The organism is Microbulbifer sp. ALW1 (genome assembly GCF_009903625.1).
In the GTDB taxonomy this organism is placed as follows: Bacteria; Pseudomonadota; Gammaproteobacteria; order Pseudomonadales; family Cellvibrionaceae; genus Microbulbifer.
This window is the reverse complement of record NZ_CP047569.1, coordinates 1263040-1278547: the sequence shown is the minus strand read 5'-3', so window position 1 is coordinate 1278547 and position 15508 is coordinate 1263040. Positions and strand designations below refer to the sequence as shown.

The 15508-nt window shown below is 60.5% G+C and carries 13 protein-coding genes; 4 read left to right on the top strand and 9 right to left on the bottom strand.

The window, feature by feature from the left end; translation table 11 throughout:
- The first annotated feature begins 141 nt into the window (after window positions 1-141).
- Window positions 142-645, top strand: coding sequence for an RNA pyrophosphohydrolase (locus tag GRX76_RS05265; RefSeq protein WP_236250633.1), 504 nt, complete (start codon window positions 142-144; stop codon window positions 643-645).
- Window positions 646-747: 102 nt separating this feature from the next.
- A complete protein-coding gene (gene ptsP / locus GRX76_RS05260; RefSeq protein WP_160152349.1) occupies window positions 748-3027 on the top strand; it encodes a phosphoenolpyruvate--protein phosphotransferase in 2280 nt (759 codons plus the stop codon).
- A 131-nt stretch (window positions 3028-3158) separates the two neighbouring features.
- Here the strand turns inward: ptsP and gcvH are convergent, their stop codons facing one another.
- Window positions 3159-3548 carry a glycine cleavage system protein GcvH gene (gene gcvH, locus GRX76_RS05255; RefSeq protein ID WP_160152348.1) on the bottom strand — a complete coding sequence of 130 codons (390 nt, stop codon included), beginning with the start codon at window positions 3546-3548 and terminating at the stop codon, window positions 3159-3161.
- 87 nt (window positions 3549-3635) lie between these two features.
- Window positions 3636-4724, bottom strand: a complete 1089-nt coding sequence (gene gcvT, locus GRX76_RS05250; RefSeq protein ID WP_160152347.1) for a glycine cleavage system aminomethyltransferase GcvT — start codon at window positions 4722-4724, stop codon at window positions 3636-3638.
- A 347-nt stretch (window positions 4725-5071) separates the two neighbouring features.
- Between gcvT and GRX76_RS05245 the strand changes: the two genes are divergently transcribed.
- On the top strand, window positions 5072-6853 hold the full coding sequence (locus GRX76_RS05245; RefSeq protein WP_160152346.1) for an SLC13 family permease: 1782 nt from the start codon (window positions 5072-5074) through the stop codon (window positions 6851-6853).
- A gap of 186 nt (window positions 6854-7039) precedes the next feature.
- On the top strand, window positions 7040-7717 hold the full coding sequence (locus tag GRX76_RS05240; protein WP_236250554.1) for a 2OG-Fe(II) oxygenase: 678 nt from the start codon (window positions 7040-7042) through the stop codon (window positions 7715-7717).
- 38 nt (window positions 7718-7755) lie between these two features.
- Here the strand turns inward: GRX76_RS05240 and GRX76_RS05235 are convergent, their stop codons facing one another.
- From GRX76_RS05235 to pepP, 7 genes are all read right to left on the bottom strand, one after another.
- Entirely contained in the window at window positions 7756-8322 is a 567-nt protein-coding gene (locus GRX76_RS05235) for a CBS domain-containing protein (RefSeq protein WP_160152345.1), read from the bottom strand.
- Window positions 8323-8445: 123 nt separating this feature from the next.
- Window positions 8446-8736 carry a hypothetical protein gene (locus GRX76_RS05230; protein WP_236250553.1) on the bottom strand — a complete coding sequence of 97 codons (291 nt, stop codon included), beginning with the start codon at window positions 8734-8736 and terminating at the stop codon, window positions 8446-8448.
- 202 nt (window positions 8737-8938) lie between these two features.
- A complete protein-coding gene (locus GRX76_RS05225) occupies window positions 8939-10201 on the bottom strand; it encodes a hemolysin family protein (protein ID WP_160152343.1) in 1263 nt (420 codons plus the stop codon).
- A 6-nt stretch (window positions 10202-10207) separates the two neighbouring features.
- Window positions 10208-11293, bottom strand: coding sequence for a rhomboid family intramembrane serine protease (locus tag GRX76_RS05220; protein WP_160152342.1), 1086 nt, complete (start codon window positions 11291-11293; stop codon window positions 10208-10210).
- 249 nt (window positions 11294-11542) lie between these two features.
- Window positions 11543-12778 carry a UbiH/UbiF/VisC/COQ6 family ubiquinone biosynthesis hydroxylase gene (locus GRX76_RS05215; RefSeq protein WP_236250552.1) on the bottom strand — a complete coding sequence of 412 codons (1236 nt, stop codon included), beginning with the start codon at window positions 12776-12778 and terminating at the stop codon, window positions 11543-11545.
- Window positions 12779-12837: 59 nt separating this feature from the next.
- Window positions 12838-14121, bottom strand: a complete 1284-nt coding sequence (locus tag GRX76_RS05210; protein WP_236250551.1) for an FAD-dependent monooxygenase — start codon at window positions 14119-14121, stop codon at window positions 12838-12840.
- Window positions 14118-15452, bottom strand: a complete 1335-nt coding sequence (pepP, locus tag GRX76_RS05205) for a Xaa-Pro aminopeptidase (protein ID WP_160152341.1) — start codon at window positions 15450-15452, stop codon at window positions 14118-14120. Before pepP ends, GRX76_RS05210 begins: the two co-directional genes overlap by 4 nt.
- Between the last annotated feature and the right edge of the window lie 56 nt (window positions 15453-15508).

Genomic DNA, 15508 nt, shown 5'->3' with positions numbered 1-15508 from the left:
GGCAAGCAGACTCCCGCCGGGCGAAAACACCGCCGCAGACCCGCCAGAAACTCCGCACGCAACAGCAAATCCGACGCCGGCAACCCTGCCCGCAAAACGGACGCGGAGAACACTGGTACAGCGCCAGGCGACAGCAGCAATATCGACAGTGAGGGCTTTCGCCCCAACGTCGGGATCATTGTCCTGAATGAGCGCGGACAGGCGCTCTGGGCGCGCAGGGTTGGCGGCAAGGACGCATGGCAGTTTCCCCAGGGCGGCATCAACCCGGGTGAAACTCCCGAACAGGCGCTCTACCGCGAGCTCTACGAAGAGGTCGGGCTGACCCGCAGCCAGGTCACCTTGCTGGCAACCACACGCGGATGGCTGCGCTACCGCCTGCCGCAAAGGCTGGTGCGCCGCCGTTCGGAGCCGCTGTGCATCGGCCAGAAGCAGAAATGGTACCTGTTGCAGCTGAATGCGGAAGAAAGCAACATCAGCTTCAACAATGGCTACAAGCCGGAATTTGATCACTGGCGCTGGGTGAGTTACTGGCACCCGCTGACCAAAGTGGTGACCTTCAAACGGGAAGTTTACCGCCGGGCGCTCACCGAACTGGCGCCCACCCAAATACAATTGGAAAGACGCTGGCTGAAGCGCGACCAGTAACCCTTCGCCGGGCAACAGGTCCGGCAACAAGGATACAGCGCACGGCCAGTGACAGCCCCCGCCAAGGCGCGGGGCCACAGGAACAGGGCGAGGAAAGCCACATTGCTCGGATCACTGCGCAGCATCGTTCAGGAAGTCAACACCGCACGGGATCTGCACTCGGTGCTGGATATTATTGTCCGGCGCGTGCGGGACATCATGCACACCAAGGTGTGCTCGGTGTACCTGCGCGATAAACAGTCCGGCAACTATGTATTGATGGCGACCCAGGGCCTGAACCAGGACGCCGTCGGCCAGGTTCACCTGGCACCCGGCGAGGGCTTGGTGGGTAACGTTGCCACCCGCGAGGAGCCCATTAACCTCGAACACGCCGAGGCCCACCCCGCCTTCCAGTATTTCCCCGCCACCGGCGAGGAGCGCTTCTCCGCCTTTCTCGGCACCCCCATCATCCACCACCGCAATGTGCTCGGTGTGCTCGTGGTGCAGCAGGCCGAACGGCGCCGCTTCGACGAAGGCGAAGAGGCCTTTCTGGTCACCCTCTCGGCCCAGCTCGCCGGTGTTATCGCTCACGCCGAGGCTACCGGCGCCCTGGCCAACATGGGCCAGCAGCGCAATGAAGCAAAATTTACCGGCCTCGCCGCCTCCCCCGGCGTCGCCATCGGCCGCGCGCATATTGTCGCGCCGCCCGCCAACCTCGCTGCGGTTCCGTTCGCCTGCACCATGGATGTCGACGGTGAGCTTGCCCTCTTCCACCAGGCCCTGGCCGCCGCCCGCGATGAAATCCGCGATGTGGGCGAGCGCCTGAAGAACGACCTGAACAAGGAAGAGCGCGCCCTCTTCGACGCCTATATCAGTATGCTCGACGACAGCTCGATAGCAGTCGAAGTGTGCGAGCGCATCCGCCAACAACTCACTGCCAGCCGCGCCTGGGCCGAGGTCATGCTGGAGCATGTGCGCCGCTTCGAGGCCATGTCCGATTCCTACTTCCGCGATCGCGCTGCCGATGTACGCGACCTGGGTGCACGGGTGCTGATGCACCTGCGCCAGCAGGAGCAGAGCCAGCGGGAATATCCCGACAATACCGTGCTTGTCGGTGAAGAACTCACCGCCTCGGTGCTGGCCGATGTGCCGCGGGAAAAACTCGCTGGCCTGATTTCCGTCAAGGGTTCCGCCAACAGCCACGTGGCCATTATTGCCCGCGCCATGGGCGTACCGGCGGTGATGGGGGCCCAGGAGTTGCCCTGGGAGCAGGTGGACGGCGTCGACCTGGTGGTGGACGGCTACCGCGGCGAATTGCACATACACCCCGGACCGGAGCTGAAGCGCCGCTACGACGCCATTGTCGAAGAGGAGCGGGAGCTGGCCCGAAACCTGGACCACCTCGCCAAACTCCCCGCCGAGACGGCCGATGGCCACCGCGTGCGCATGTGGGTCAATACCGGCCTGATGGCAGACGTAGTGCGCTCCCTCGAGCGCGGTGCCGAAGGCGTCGGTCTCTACCGCACCGAGGTGCCTTTCCTGCTGCGGGATCGCTTCCCCTCGGAGGAGGAGCAGCGGGAAATCTACCGCGAACAACTCCAGGCCTTCGCCCCCCGCCCGGTAACCATGCGCACCCTGGATATCGGTGGCGACAAGGCCCTCAGCTACTTCCCCATCGAGGAAACCAACCCTTTCCTCGGCTGGCGCGGCATCCGCGTGACCCTGGATCATCCGGAAATTTTCCTGGGGCAAGTGCGCGCGATGATGAAGGCGAGCCTTGGTCTCGATAACCTGCGCATCATGTTGCCGATGATCAGCGGCGTGAGCGAACTGGAGGCAGCGCGCAAACTGGTGGACCGCGCGTACGATGAGTTACTGGACGAAGGCTTCAACATCCAGCGCCCACCGCTGGGGATCATGATTGAAGTGCCTTCGGCTGTGTATCAGGCCCGCGAACTGGCCAAGCGCGTGGACTTCATGTCCGTGGGCAGCAATGACCTGACCCAATACCTGCTGGCCGTGGATCGCAATAACAGCCGCGTGGCGGGTATCTATCACAGCTTCCACCCGGCGTTGCTCCAGGCCTTACTGCAGGTGGTAACGGCGGGGCACGAGACCAACACCAAGGTGGGTATCTGTGGCGAGCTGGCCGGCGATCCCGGCGGCGCCCTGCTGCTTGTGGCCATGGGCTACGACGTCCTGTCCATGAACGCCACCAACCTGCCCCGGGTCAAAGCGGCACTCCGGGAAGTCAACAAATCGGAATTGGACCAGCTGCTGCAGCAGGTTCTACTGATGGAAAGCCCGGAGCAGATCGAAGAGAAATTGCGCGGGTATTTGCAGGATCTCGGTATCGGCGGTCTGGTACAACCGCAGCAGACCGAGGCGAATTCGGACTCTTGAAGGGGGCCGGTGGCGCACCGGGCGTGGTCTTACGGGACACGCCGCACCGACTAACGGCACCAACTAACGGCACCAAAAAAAACGCCGGGCATTAAGCCCGGCGTTTTTGCATTGAAAAGAGAAAAGGGTAATCAGCCCTCTTCGCTCTCCGCCTTGTACGCTTCCGCGTCCATCAGTTTGTCCAGCTCGCTCTCATCGCTAGGCTTGATCTTGAAGAACCAGCCGTCGTCGTAAGGGCTGGAGTTGACGGTTTCCGGCTCGTCTTCCAGCGCTTCGTTGATCGCGATGACTTCGCCGGAAATCGGCGCGTAGATATCGCTGGCCGCTTTCACAGACTCAACAACACCCGCCTCTTCACCGGCAGACAGGGTAGTGCCCACTTCCGGAGTCTCCACGTACACCACGTCACCCAGGGCATCCTGGGCGTGGTCGCTGATACCCACGGTTACGGTGCCATCCTCTTCCAACCGCGCCCACTCGTGGCTGGAGGCGTATTTCAGTTCGCTGCGAATCTCGCTCATGGGCGTTTTCCCTCAAATAAGCTGCTAAACAGTACTTTCAAAAATGAATTAAATTAGAGTGCGCGGCAATCGCTGCGCACACCAAGCTCACACCAGCGATTTGCCGTTGCGCACGAAGCTCGGCTTGACCACCCGCACCGGGATCAGCTTGTTGCGGATCTCAACCTGCGCGGTGTCACCAACACTCACCGGCACCCGCGCCATCGCAATGGAATAGCCCAGAGTGGGGGAGAAAGTTCCGCTGGTGATGATACCGCGGCGATCCGCGCCGTCTACCACAACCTGCTGACCGGCGCGCAAAACACCGCGCTCTTCCAGCACCAGGCCCACCAACTTGTTTTCGACACCGGCGGCTTTTTCCTGCTCCAGTGCTTCACGGCCAATAAACGTGCGATTCTCGGGTTCCCAGGCGATGGTCCAGGCCATATTGGCCTGCAGCGGGGAAGTGTCATCGTCCATCTCGTGGCCGTAAAGGTTCATGCCCGCTTCCAGACGGAGGGTATCCCGGGCACCGAGGCCACAGGGAGCAACACCAGCCTCTGCAAGCGCGGTCCAGAAACCGGCGGCATCGTCGTTGTTGAGCATGATTTCCAGACCATCTTCACCGGTATAGCCGGTGCGGGCGATAAACCAGTCACCGCGAGCAAAGCTGTTGAATACCTTCAGGCCGTCGATGGCAGCGGCCCAGTCGATGCCGAGAACGTCTTTTACCTTGCCGATCGCTTCCGGCCCCTGAATGGCGATCATCGCCAGGTGCGGGCGCTCGGTCAGGGTTACCTCAAAGGCTTTGGCCTGCTCGTTCATCCACGCCAGGTCTTTCTCGCGGGTGGCGCAGTTAACCACCACGCGGTAACCGGGGTCGCGCAGGTAGACAATCAGGTCGTCCACCACACCGCCCTGTTCATTCAGCATGCCGGTATACAGCGCCTTGCCGGGGTTGCCATCGAGCTTGGCTACGTCGTTGGCCAGCAGGGTGCGCAGGTAGTCCTTGGCGCCGGCTCCGTCTACGTCCACGACAGTCATGTGCGAGACGTCAAACATGCCCGCTGCGCGGCGTACCTTGTGGTGCTCCTCCAGCTGTGAGCCGTAGTGCAGCGGCATATCCCAGCCGCCGAAGTCCACCATTTTGCCGCCCATGGAAACGTGGGTATCGTAAAGCGCGGTTTTATTTCCCATTATTCGCTGATTCCTGTGATCTGATCCCCTACCCGAAGTTGCTCAGGGTAGCCGGAAAGTCGACCTGGCAGGCTGACTGGAGAAAGTCGACCTGCAAAGCCCCTACAAATTTAGCCGCGTATTCTAACGGCCGCCCAACAGCAGTTACCAGATGCCGATACTCTGCAAAGACTAGCAGCCGCAGTGAAAAATATGCTTGAAGCGGTGTTCACCAGCAGGCCTGATGGCGACAAATGCCCCCACGATTCGAATATCGCTATATCAATATGTGAAAAAATAACTTTTGGTGCCAAAGGGTTTGCAGTAGTTTTAGCCGTCTTATTTACTGCGAACGCACGCTCTCTGTTATGGATTGGTCCGGCTGGTTTTCCCTTTTTCTCGTCTTTGCCGTACTGGCCACACTGATTTTTTCCCGCATCCAGGCCTATCTGGTGATGATGGCGGCGCTCACCCTGTTGAGCGTGACGGGGATACTTTCCCCCGGTGAGGCACTGTCCGGGTTCAGCAATAGCGGCCTGATCACCGTGGCCGCCATGTTTGTGGTCGCGACCGGAATCCACGCCTCCGGCGGCATCGATATGATGGTCAAGCACCTGCTGGGGCGCCCCAGGACTGTGCGCTCTGCCATGTTGCGGGTATTCGCGCCAGTGGTGGCCCTGTCTGGCTATCTCAACAACACCCCGGTAGTGGCCACCATGATCCCGGCGCTGAATGCCTGGGCCAAGCGCATTGACGTGGCGCCCTCCAAACTGATGATTCCCCTCAGCTACGGCGCGATTCTCGGTGGCACCCTGACGCTGATCGGCACCAGCACCAATCTGGTAGTGAATGGCCAGTACCAGTCGATTACCGGCAATGAGGGCTTCTCCCTCTTCTCCATTGCCGCAGTGGGTCTGCCCGCCGCGCTGATCGGTGTGGCCTTTATGCTGATCTTTTTCCCGCGCTGGCTGCCAGATCGTCGGGAAAAGAAGCCCTTCGGCAACCTGCGGGAATTCACCCTGGAAGTGGCGGTGGACAGCAATGGTCCACTGGTCGGAAAAACGGTGGAGGACGCCGGCCTGCGGGGTCTGCGGCGGGTTTATCTGGTGGAAATCGAGCGCGATAACCGGGCGATCACGCCGGTGCGCTCCGAGGAAAAGCTACGCGGTGGTGACCGCCTGGTATTCGCCGGTGAGACCGAAGCCATCTCCGATCTGCTGCGCATGCGCGGCATAGTGCCCTCGGACCACGACGATAGCGACTCCGCTCTCAAGACCGGGGTGGAAGAGCGTCGTCTGGTGGAAGTAGTCGTCTCTCCCCACTGCGAAGTGATCGGCAGCAGTATCCGCGATGCCCAGTTCCGCAAACGCTACGGTGCCGCGGTACTGGCGGTAGCCCGCAACGGCCAGCGGGTGTCCGGCAACCTCGGCAGCACCAAGCTGAAGGCCGGCGATTCTTTACTGCTGGAAGCGCGCCCCGGCTTTGTACTGCGCCAGCGCTATAGTAAAGACTTCCTGCTGATCAATGACCTGGAAGCAGAGAGCCCACGCCACGAAAAAGGCCTCACCGCCTGGCTGATTCTGATCGCGATTGTACTGGCCGCCGGCACCGGCCTGATCAGTATGCTCAACGCCTCCCTGCTCGGCGCCGGCGCCATGCTGGTGACTCGCTGCTGCTCAGTCAACCAGGCGCAGAAAAGCCTGGACCTGCCGGTGCTGATTACCATCGCCGCTTCTTTTGCCCTCGGCGTGGCCCTGCAGAAAACCGGGGTCGCCGCAGTTGTGGCAGAGATGGTGATATCCCTGTCTTACGGCCACCCCTGGCTGATGCTGATCCTGGTGTATCTGTGCGTTTCGCTGTTGACGGAAATGGTCACCAACAATGCCGCAGCCATCATCATGGTGCCCATAGTGCTGCAAATTACCGCCAGCGCCGGGCTGAACCCGGAACCGTTTATGTTCGCGGTGATGATGGCGGCCTCCGCCAGCTTTGCCACCCCTCTGGGTTACCAGACCAACCTGATGGTCTACGGCCCCGGCGGCTACCGCTTCTCCGACTACCTGAAAGTGGGCCTGCCGATGAACCTGCTGGTGGGCACGGTGACCATCGCGATTCTGCTGACCGGCTGGGATCTGGTGCTAAGCCCTTAATGCACAGCCCTAAACAAATAGCCCGGACAAATAACCCTAAGCGTTCAAATCCGGCGAATTTTTCTGGCACGCCGGTTGAACTGGTTGTATAAAGATCGACCTGTTCAACCGCCGCGCCGGCCGCCGCCACAGACCTCCCTCTCGGCCAGCACCTTCCCGCGCAGCCCCATTCCGGAAACAACCTATTTGAACGCCGTTTTATCCCTTGAGGAGAACGCCTGGCGCCGCGGCCCCGATGGCGACGACCCGCTGGACCGTATTGCCAGCGCCCTGCGTGAAACCGGGTATATCGTATTACCGGCACCCCTGCCGCCGACCCTGCTGGGGTCACTGCTGCGACACTTTCGCTCCATCGACCGCGCGCGCTTCCAGACCGCGGGCATCGGCCGCGAGCAGGAGCACCAGCTGAATCAGTTTGTGCGCACCGACGAAATTTTCTGGCTGGACAAGTCCAACCCGGCCGTGGCCGCCTACCTGAGCTGGGCGGAATCCCTGCGCCTGGGGCTGAACCGGAGACTGTTCCTGGGGCTGTTCGATTACGAGTGCCACTACGCCCGTTACGACCGCGGCAGCTACTACAAAAAGCATCTGGATGCGTTCAAGGGCAACACCAACCGGCTAGTCAGTACGGTGCTCTACCTGACCCCCAATTGGCAGCCGCAGAATGGCGGCGAGCTGCAGATCTATACCCCGGACGGGGAAGAAGTGATTGAAAAAGTGGCGCCGCGCTTCGGGCAGATGGTGATCTTCCTGTCGGAGGAGTTCCCTCACGAAGTACTCACCAGCCACCGCCCGCGCTATAGCGTTACCGGCTGGTTCCGGGTGAACAACAGCCTTGGAGATACGATCGATCCGGCCCGCTAGGAGCCGGGTCGACCCACCCGATCAAAACCCATTTTCGGTCAATGCACCGGGGCCACTGCGGTCAGCATTTCGGCAAAGCTCGCCGGGGTATCGATAGCAAAGTCCATATTCAGGCGCGCCGCCACATCTTCGGCGCTGATCACACCACGCACGTGGTGCTGGTCAACATCCACCACCAGGCAGTGGCGCTGCCCCGCGCGACGCATGGTTTCCAGCACATCGCGAATCGAAGTCCCCTGCAGCTGGGCATAGCTCAGCAACTGCAATTGATTGCGCCTATGCATCAGGTCGGCAACCGTCAGCTCTCCGCGATTCTGTCCCGCCGCCACACACTGCATTACCCGCTGATAGGACACATCTTCTGCAGTGAGGAGACCAGTGAAATCACCGCGATGATCCATCACCAGCACCCAGGATCTGTGTCCGGTGCGCAACACTTGTGCCGCATCTAACGCGGATACCGATGCCGTCAGTACTGCCGGGTGGTGTTTTTTGAAATCGGTAACGAACTTGAGCGCAGGAGAACTCAGGGTAAGCTCGTGAAACTCTTCCGGGAAAACCAGTTTGTCCACATCCTGCAGCGGTACCAGATCCAATTTTTTCATGACAACAATTCTCTTTTTACGGGCGCAGCAATCCGTAAACCTGGACATTGCGACCGGATTATTCTGGGGGGACCCGGCAGCAAAGCGGTACTGCCGGAGCCTGATTCGATAACACTCAGAAAATTATTGCCGGGCTGGCGGCCCGCGAATGGTATGGGCCGCACGGGCTGCAGAAGAGAGAGGGGAAACACTGGCTGACTCGGGAGCAACAGTGGCAGCCTCAAGGACTTGCCGCTGAGCAACAGGAAGAACAGCAGCAACGTCCGGCTGATCCGGCTGTTGCTCGTCGCCATCCAGCAGCAGTGTGCCAATCACTTTGTCGACGGAATCCAGCTGTACCGACTGCGACTCCGCGCGACCTTCGGCGCAGAGCAGCATGGACTGCAGCAGTATCAGTAGGATTCCAAGACGCACGTTATGACTCACTGGCTTTTCGAATTATGTCTTTGTCGCGAGGAGTGAACCCGCCGCCGACAACTTAGTTATCCGTCCGCGACAGGTATTTTTCAAGGGCCTTGCGGTGAACCGTTGAAAAAATTCGTTCACAAGATCAGTAAACAAAACCGCCACAAGAGTTCGATAGCACTCATTGGGACCGCAAAATACTGACGGGGTTCTAATTTTCCCCGCGGTCATCCGGTTTCGTTTTCTCCTGTGGCCCTTTGTCGAACGGCTCGGCCCCCGCGGATTTTTTTTCAGGATTACCGTCCTCACCCGCAACCGATGACGACTCACTGTCCGGTCTGTCTTCCCTGATAATTTCCTGTAACTGCTCCTGGGGCTCGGTTTCTGCCTGTTGCTCCTGCGCCGTTTCATCCACCCGCAGACCGTAGCGCTTGGAGCGCCAGCGCCACAGGCGCTTGGCCAGTTCCTGGCGATCCGGGGTTTTATCGGCTTCGTCGACGATTTCCTCACCCAGAAGCGTTTCGAGAATATCCTCCAGGGTTACCAGCCCCTCCAGGCTGCCGTATTCATCCACTACCGCGCTGATCTGCACCCGGCGCGACAGCATTTTGTGGAAAGCCTGGTAGATGGCCGCCGTCTCCGGCAGCATCAACAGGTCCCTGCGCAATTCCCGCAGCTGCCGCTGCTTTAAATCACCGCCGGCGTCACCGCGCGCATAGGCCGACAACAGATCCTGCTTTAGCACAAAGCCGACCACATAATCCGGATCATCCTGCTCGTACACCGGGATGCGAGAAAAGCGGCTCTTGTCCACATACTCATAGGCATCGGCGATGGACATATCCTGGGACAGCGAGAACACCACGGTGCGCGGCGTCATCACTTCCCGCACCGTGTGATCCCGCAAGGTATAAAACAGGTTGTGCAGAATACTGGACTCGTGCCGTTCCAGTTGCCCCTCGGCTTCCCCCAGTTCCGCCATCACCGCAAACTCTTCGCGACTGAACCCGGTCATGGTGGGCCCGCGGGCCATGCCCTTGGTCAGCCACTCCGACAGCCAAACAAATGGCTTCAGCAAAATCACCAGATAGCGCAGAGCATAGGCGGTTGCCGGGGCCAGCTGACGCCAGTAAACCGCGCCAAGAGTTTTGGGAATGATTTCAGAAAAGACCAGAATCAACAGCGTCAGTATCGCCGAGGCAATCCCCAGATAATGACTGCCAAAGACAGCCGCGGCCTGCGCCCCGGCACCGGCGGCGCCCACGGTGTGCGCAACCGTATTGAGGGTAAGAATGGCTGCCAGCGGCGCATTGATGTCATCCTTGAGTTGCCGCAACAGGCCACCGGATTTATGCCCTTCCCGCTCCAGCAAACTGATGTAGGGGCGGGTCACACTGAGCAGCACAGACTCGGCGACCGAACACAGGAATGAAAACCCAAGGGCAACCAGAACATAAACAATCAGTAGCAACATGGGTAATCAGAATCTTTTGCGCGCGTTGGCCGAAGGGGGGGCATCCGTCGAGCTGCTATTACCCGGCTCTCCCCCGCCCCCGACTCCGACTCCGACTCCGACTCCGCCCCCAAAATAGTGCCGGGCTCCGCCCGCTATACAGAAGAACAGCCCCAGAATCAGCCCTGCGGCAAAACCGCCCAGATGTGCGGCATTGGCTATACCGCCAGCAATAAAGTAATCCACCAGGCCACTCATACACACCAGCAACCACACGACCGCAAGCCACACCAGAGACGAGGGCAGATCCCGCCACTGAGGCTGCCAGCGCTGGATAACAAAGGCGACGCCAATCAGCGCATATACCACGCCGGACATACCACCAAACAGGTTCTGTGGCGCCCAGAAATACTGCGCCAGATTGGCAACCGGTGCGCTGATCAGTACCAGCAGGGCAAACCACAGCGAACCGGCACGGGCCTCCAGCGAGCGCCCGACAATCCAGATACCAAGGCTGTTAAACAGTGCGTGCGGCAGGGAAAAATGCACAATGGCCGGCGTCCACAGGCGCCAGTATTCCCCGTGCGCCAGATGCCGGGACAGGGAGGAAACCGAGGGACCAAAATCGCCGGTTTGCTGCGGAAAGATCACCAGGGGTTCGAACCAGCCCTGGCGCAGCAGAAACCAGCCGATAAAGCACAAGGCAATCAACAGCAAACTGACCGGGGTCTGCAACAGAGGCCAGTCGGGAATGACCGAATACACTGCCGTTTTCTTTCGGGGCTCTGCGCCTGGCTTGGCATTCGCGTCCACCGACTCCGGCAAAATTTTATTCTGCGGTTCATCAACCTGCGCTTGTCCGGCCGATGCGGATTCGCTTTCGTTTTCGTCGTAGACGTGCACCTTGACCTGCGCGAGATCCAGCTCACCAGACTGCCAGCGCTCCAGCAACTGCTTCATGGGATCCACGAGCTGCGGTGCCAGGCAGGCAACCCGCTGGTGATTGTTCTCTTCGGTGATGCGCAGAGGCAGTTGGTGGCGGCGAATAAAATCCGCCACTGCAGAAAGGTCTTGCTGCAGGGGGAAGTCGCACACGGTGATCCAGTTACTCAAGTGCCGATCCTTTTACTCTCGGGGCAGAAAAAACAGACCGCGGGACTCTAACAAATTTTGTCGGGAGATTCTGAATGCCGCCATTTTTGCGCCTAGCTCCTCACACACCAGCCTCACACCTTACTCCTTGCACCTCGTTCCTCGCGCCTCACCCCTCGCACGGCGCACAGCAGGCCAATAAAAAACGCGGCCCAGCGCCGCGTTTTTTATCGAACACCGCGACCGCTGGATCTCCAGGGCCTGCAAGCCTTACACCGACATGGCGCGCATGATGATGCGTTTCTTCAATAGTGGGCTGGCATCCACCATGCTCAGCCCGGTATTGCGCAACCAGCGCCAGTGCAGATCACCGGCACCGAACAGGGATTTGAACGTGCTCATGGCCTTGAGCGTGGCCGCGTTTTCACCGCGGCGACGGCGCTGGTAGCGAGACAGCACTGAAGTGTGCGCCGGCGAAATTTCCCGTTTCAGGGCGCGGCCGATCTCCTCACTCAATACCAGCACATCCATCAACCCCAGGTTCACGCCCTGACCAGCCAGGGGGTGAATGCTGTGGGCGGCATCACCAATCAGCACCGCACCCGGACCGAAATAAGCTTCCGCATGGCGCGCGCGCAGCGCAAAAGAAAAACGCTCACTGACGGACTCGATTCCGCCGAGGCGGCTTTCAAACGCCTTTTCCAGATTCAGGGCAAACGCCTTGTCATCCAGCATCACCAGTTCGCGGGCAAGGACATCGTCGGCGGACCAGACCACCGCACAGTGGCGATCATCGCCCAGCCCCGAGAGTGGCAGGAATGCCAAGGGGCCGGTATCCAGGAATCGCTGCCAAGCGGTAAATTGGTGCGACTGCTCGCACTTGGCGATACACACCAGCGCGGTCTGTTGATACTCCACATCCCGGGTGCGAATGCGCAACAAATCCCGCACCCGTGAGCGGGCGCCGTCGGCGCCGATCAACAGGCGCGTGGTGAGTACCGGAGACTGGTTGTCCAGCCCCTCTACGGCATCGCGGTCCGGGCTGCGGGATTGCAGGTGCCAGAGACCGCAGTCCCGCCACCAGCTTTCCAGCTTGAACCCGGTCACCAGGTCCACATTGCTCAATGCATTGATACGCGCGCGCAGTGCCGCCAGGATCACATTGTTTTCCACAATGTGTCCCAGGTTCGGCAACTTGACGTCGCGACAGTCAAACCACACGGAACCGGTACCCTCAGCATCCCACACCCGCATCTGCGTATAGGGGCACTCGCGCTGGCCGGCTATCTGCTGCCAGGCCCCCACCTCTTCCAGCAGTGCCCGGGAGGATTCCGTCAGCGCGACCACGCGAGCGTCGTAGTGCTCGGGGTCTACCGGCGGTTCGATCGAAGAGGCCTCCAGCAGCGAAATCCGCAGCTGCGGGTGGCGCACGGCCAGCAGTGCCGCCTGCGCCATACCCACCATGCCGCCGCCGACGATGGTGACGTCCATTCGCTGTCTGTTCATAGGCAGTTGTTCTCCGCGCTGAATTGCGTGTTGACCGAATCAGATACTTATAGGGTGGATCAGAGCGCCAAACCAGCGGCCTGGCGGGCAAAGCCTGCGCGCAGGGGGGGAAACAGCGACAGCCCCAGCAATCCGGCCTGCCGCAACCCGCTGATCAACAGGTTGCGGGAGGCAAACAGGGGGGGGATGCGGTCACTGAAACCGATGGTCAGCTGCTGATCATGTTGACGTTCGCGCCAGTAAGCCTGAAGTAAGTCTAGCTCGCCGGGGCGGAATTGCCCGCAACCGGTGCCCTGATCCGCCAGTGTCCGACCGGTGGCAATCGCCCGCACCAGGCCATCGCAGTCCCGCAGGGTGAGATTGAACCCCTGGCCTGCCACCGGGTGCAGGAAATGCGCACAGTTGCCCACCAGCGCCACGCCCCTACGCACCTGTTCCCGCGCCAGCGACAGCTTCAGCGGATAGCTCTGCAGCTTGCCGGCGCGCAGGATGCGCCCCGCACGCCAGCCAAAAGCCCGCTGCAGGTGTTGCACGAACTCGGCCTCCGACAGGGCCGCCAGTGCGTCCCTGTCGCTATTTTCACAGGTCCATACCAGCGCCGCCCGGTGGGTGCCATCCCGGTGTGGCAGTGGCAGAAGTGCCATGGGGCCGCTGTCGGTGAAGCGTTCGAAGGCCACGCCGCCGTGGTCGCGCTGTAGGCCCACGGTAGTCACCAGTGCCTGCTGGTGATAATCCACTTCCGAGGAGGCAATCCCCAGCTGGCGACACAGCGGCGAGCCAACACCGTCGGCCACGACCAATAAGCCCGCCTGTAATTGCTGTGGCTTATCACCGCTGTGCCAGCTCAATCGCGCACCTTCCGGCAACATCTGCACTCCGGTCACTTCCGCCGGTGCCAGTACTTGCACGTCGGTTTCTGTCAGCGCCCGGTACAGCAGAGGTCCCAGGGCGGCATTTTCAATCACCGCGCCGAGCATGCCGTCAAAACTTGCCGCAGCCTCCACCTTTGCATCCAGGGTGGCACCGAGGCTGTGGCCGCGGTCGCTGACCTGCACTTTGCGAATGGGCGCGGCGTACTCCCGCAATTGCGGCCACAAACCGAGCTGGGCAAACAGTTGCAGGCTGCCGGCGGCAATGGCTGTTGCACGGGTATCAAAACTCGGCAGCGTCAGGCTGGCATTACTGTCTGGCAGCGGCTGGCGTTCCAGCAGGGAAACCGTTATTTCAGGGCACTGCTGTGACAACATCAGCGCGAGACAGGCGCCCGCCATACCGCCACCGACAATCGCCACATCGGTTTCCGGCGGATCGGAAGCGTTGATAACTTCGGTGGACTCGTTCACAGCAGTGTCTCCTGCACCAGATCTCCGGTACTCATCAGGTGCTCGATATCCGCGACACTTTTGGGCGCCGCCGCAGACAAAACCTGAGCGCCATCTTTCATCAGTGCCACATCGTCTTCGATACGGATGCCGATACCGCGAAATTTTTCCGGCACCGCATCGTCGTCCGCAGCGATATATATTCCGGGCTCAACCGTCATGGTCATCCCCGTTTCCAGTTGTCGCCACTGGCCATGGACTTTGTAATCGCCCACATCGTGCACATCCATCCCCAGCCAGTGCCCAACGCGATGCATATAAAAGCGGCGGTAGGCGCCGGACTCGATCAACCCGTGTGTATCGCCCTTCAGCAGTCCGAGGTCCTTGAGCCCGCGCACAATCACTTCCACACTGGCGCGGTGGGGCTGGTCCCAGTCGTTCCCGGCCACGATCTGTTCGATCGCCGCCTGCTGGCTCGCCAGCACGATTTCGTACACAGCTTTTTGCGGGCCACTAAAGCGGCCGTTGACGGGAAAAGTGCGAGTGATATCCGCCGCGTACCCGCGGTATTCACAGCCGGCATCAATCAATACCAGGTCGCCGTTTTTGAGCGGTGCATTGTTGGCGCAATAGTGCATCACCAGAGCATTGCGACCGCCACCGACGATACTGGTATAGGCTGGCTCGCGCGCGCCCGCGGCGGTAAAGGCGTGCAGTAATTCTGCTTCCAGGTGATATTCCGACAACCCGGGCTTGCAGCGCGACATGGCGCGGCGGTGCCCTTCGGCACTGATCTCGGCCGCGCGCGCCATCAGGCGGATTTCCGCCGCACTTTTATACAGGCGCAAATCGTGTAGCAGAGGGTCCAGGCTGACCATTTCCGGCGCGCCACTGCTCGCCGGCGCGCTGTCGATGGATTTGAGATAGGACTGCAGGCGACGATCCAGTTGGGGAAAGCGCCCCATGGTGTAACAAATCAGGTCCCGCCCTTCCAGCAATCCCGGCAAGATATCGTCGAGATCACCGATCGGGAACGCATCGCAGAGCCCGCAGTATTCCGCCGCCCGCTCCGGCCCCAGGCGAGGGCCATCCCACATTTCTTTTTCCTCATCCCGCTCGCGACAGAACAGCAGCGCCTGCCCCTGGTCGCGCCCGGGGATCAGTACCAGCAGAGACTCGGGCTCATCAAAGCCACTGAGATACAGAAAGTCACTGTCTTGGCGAAAAGGAAAATAGGTATCCCGCGAGCGCAATTGCTCACGCGCCGCCGGCACTATGGCGAGGCTGTTTGGTGGCAGCCCATCGACAAGGCGTTGCCGGCGACGGGCATATTCTGCTTTGGAAATATTCATGAACTGGAAAAATATCTGGGCTGGCGGCGGGAGTTTGGCACCTTTAGCGCACCCCT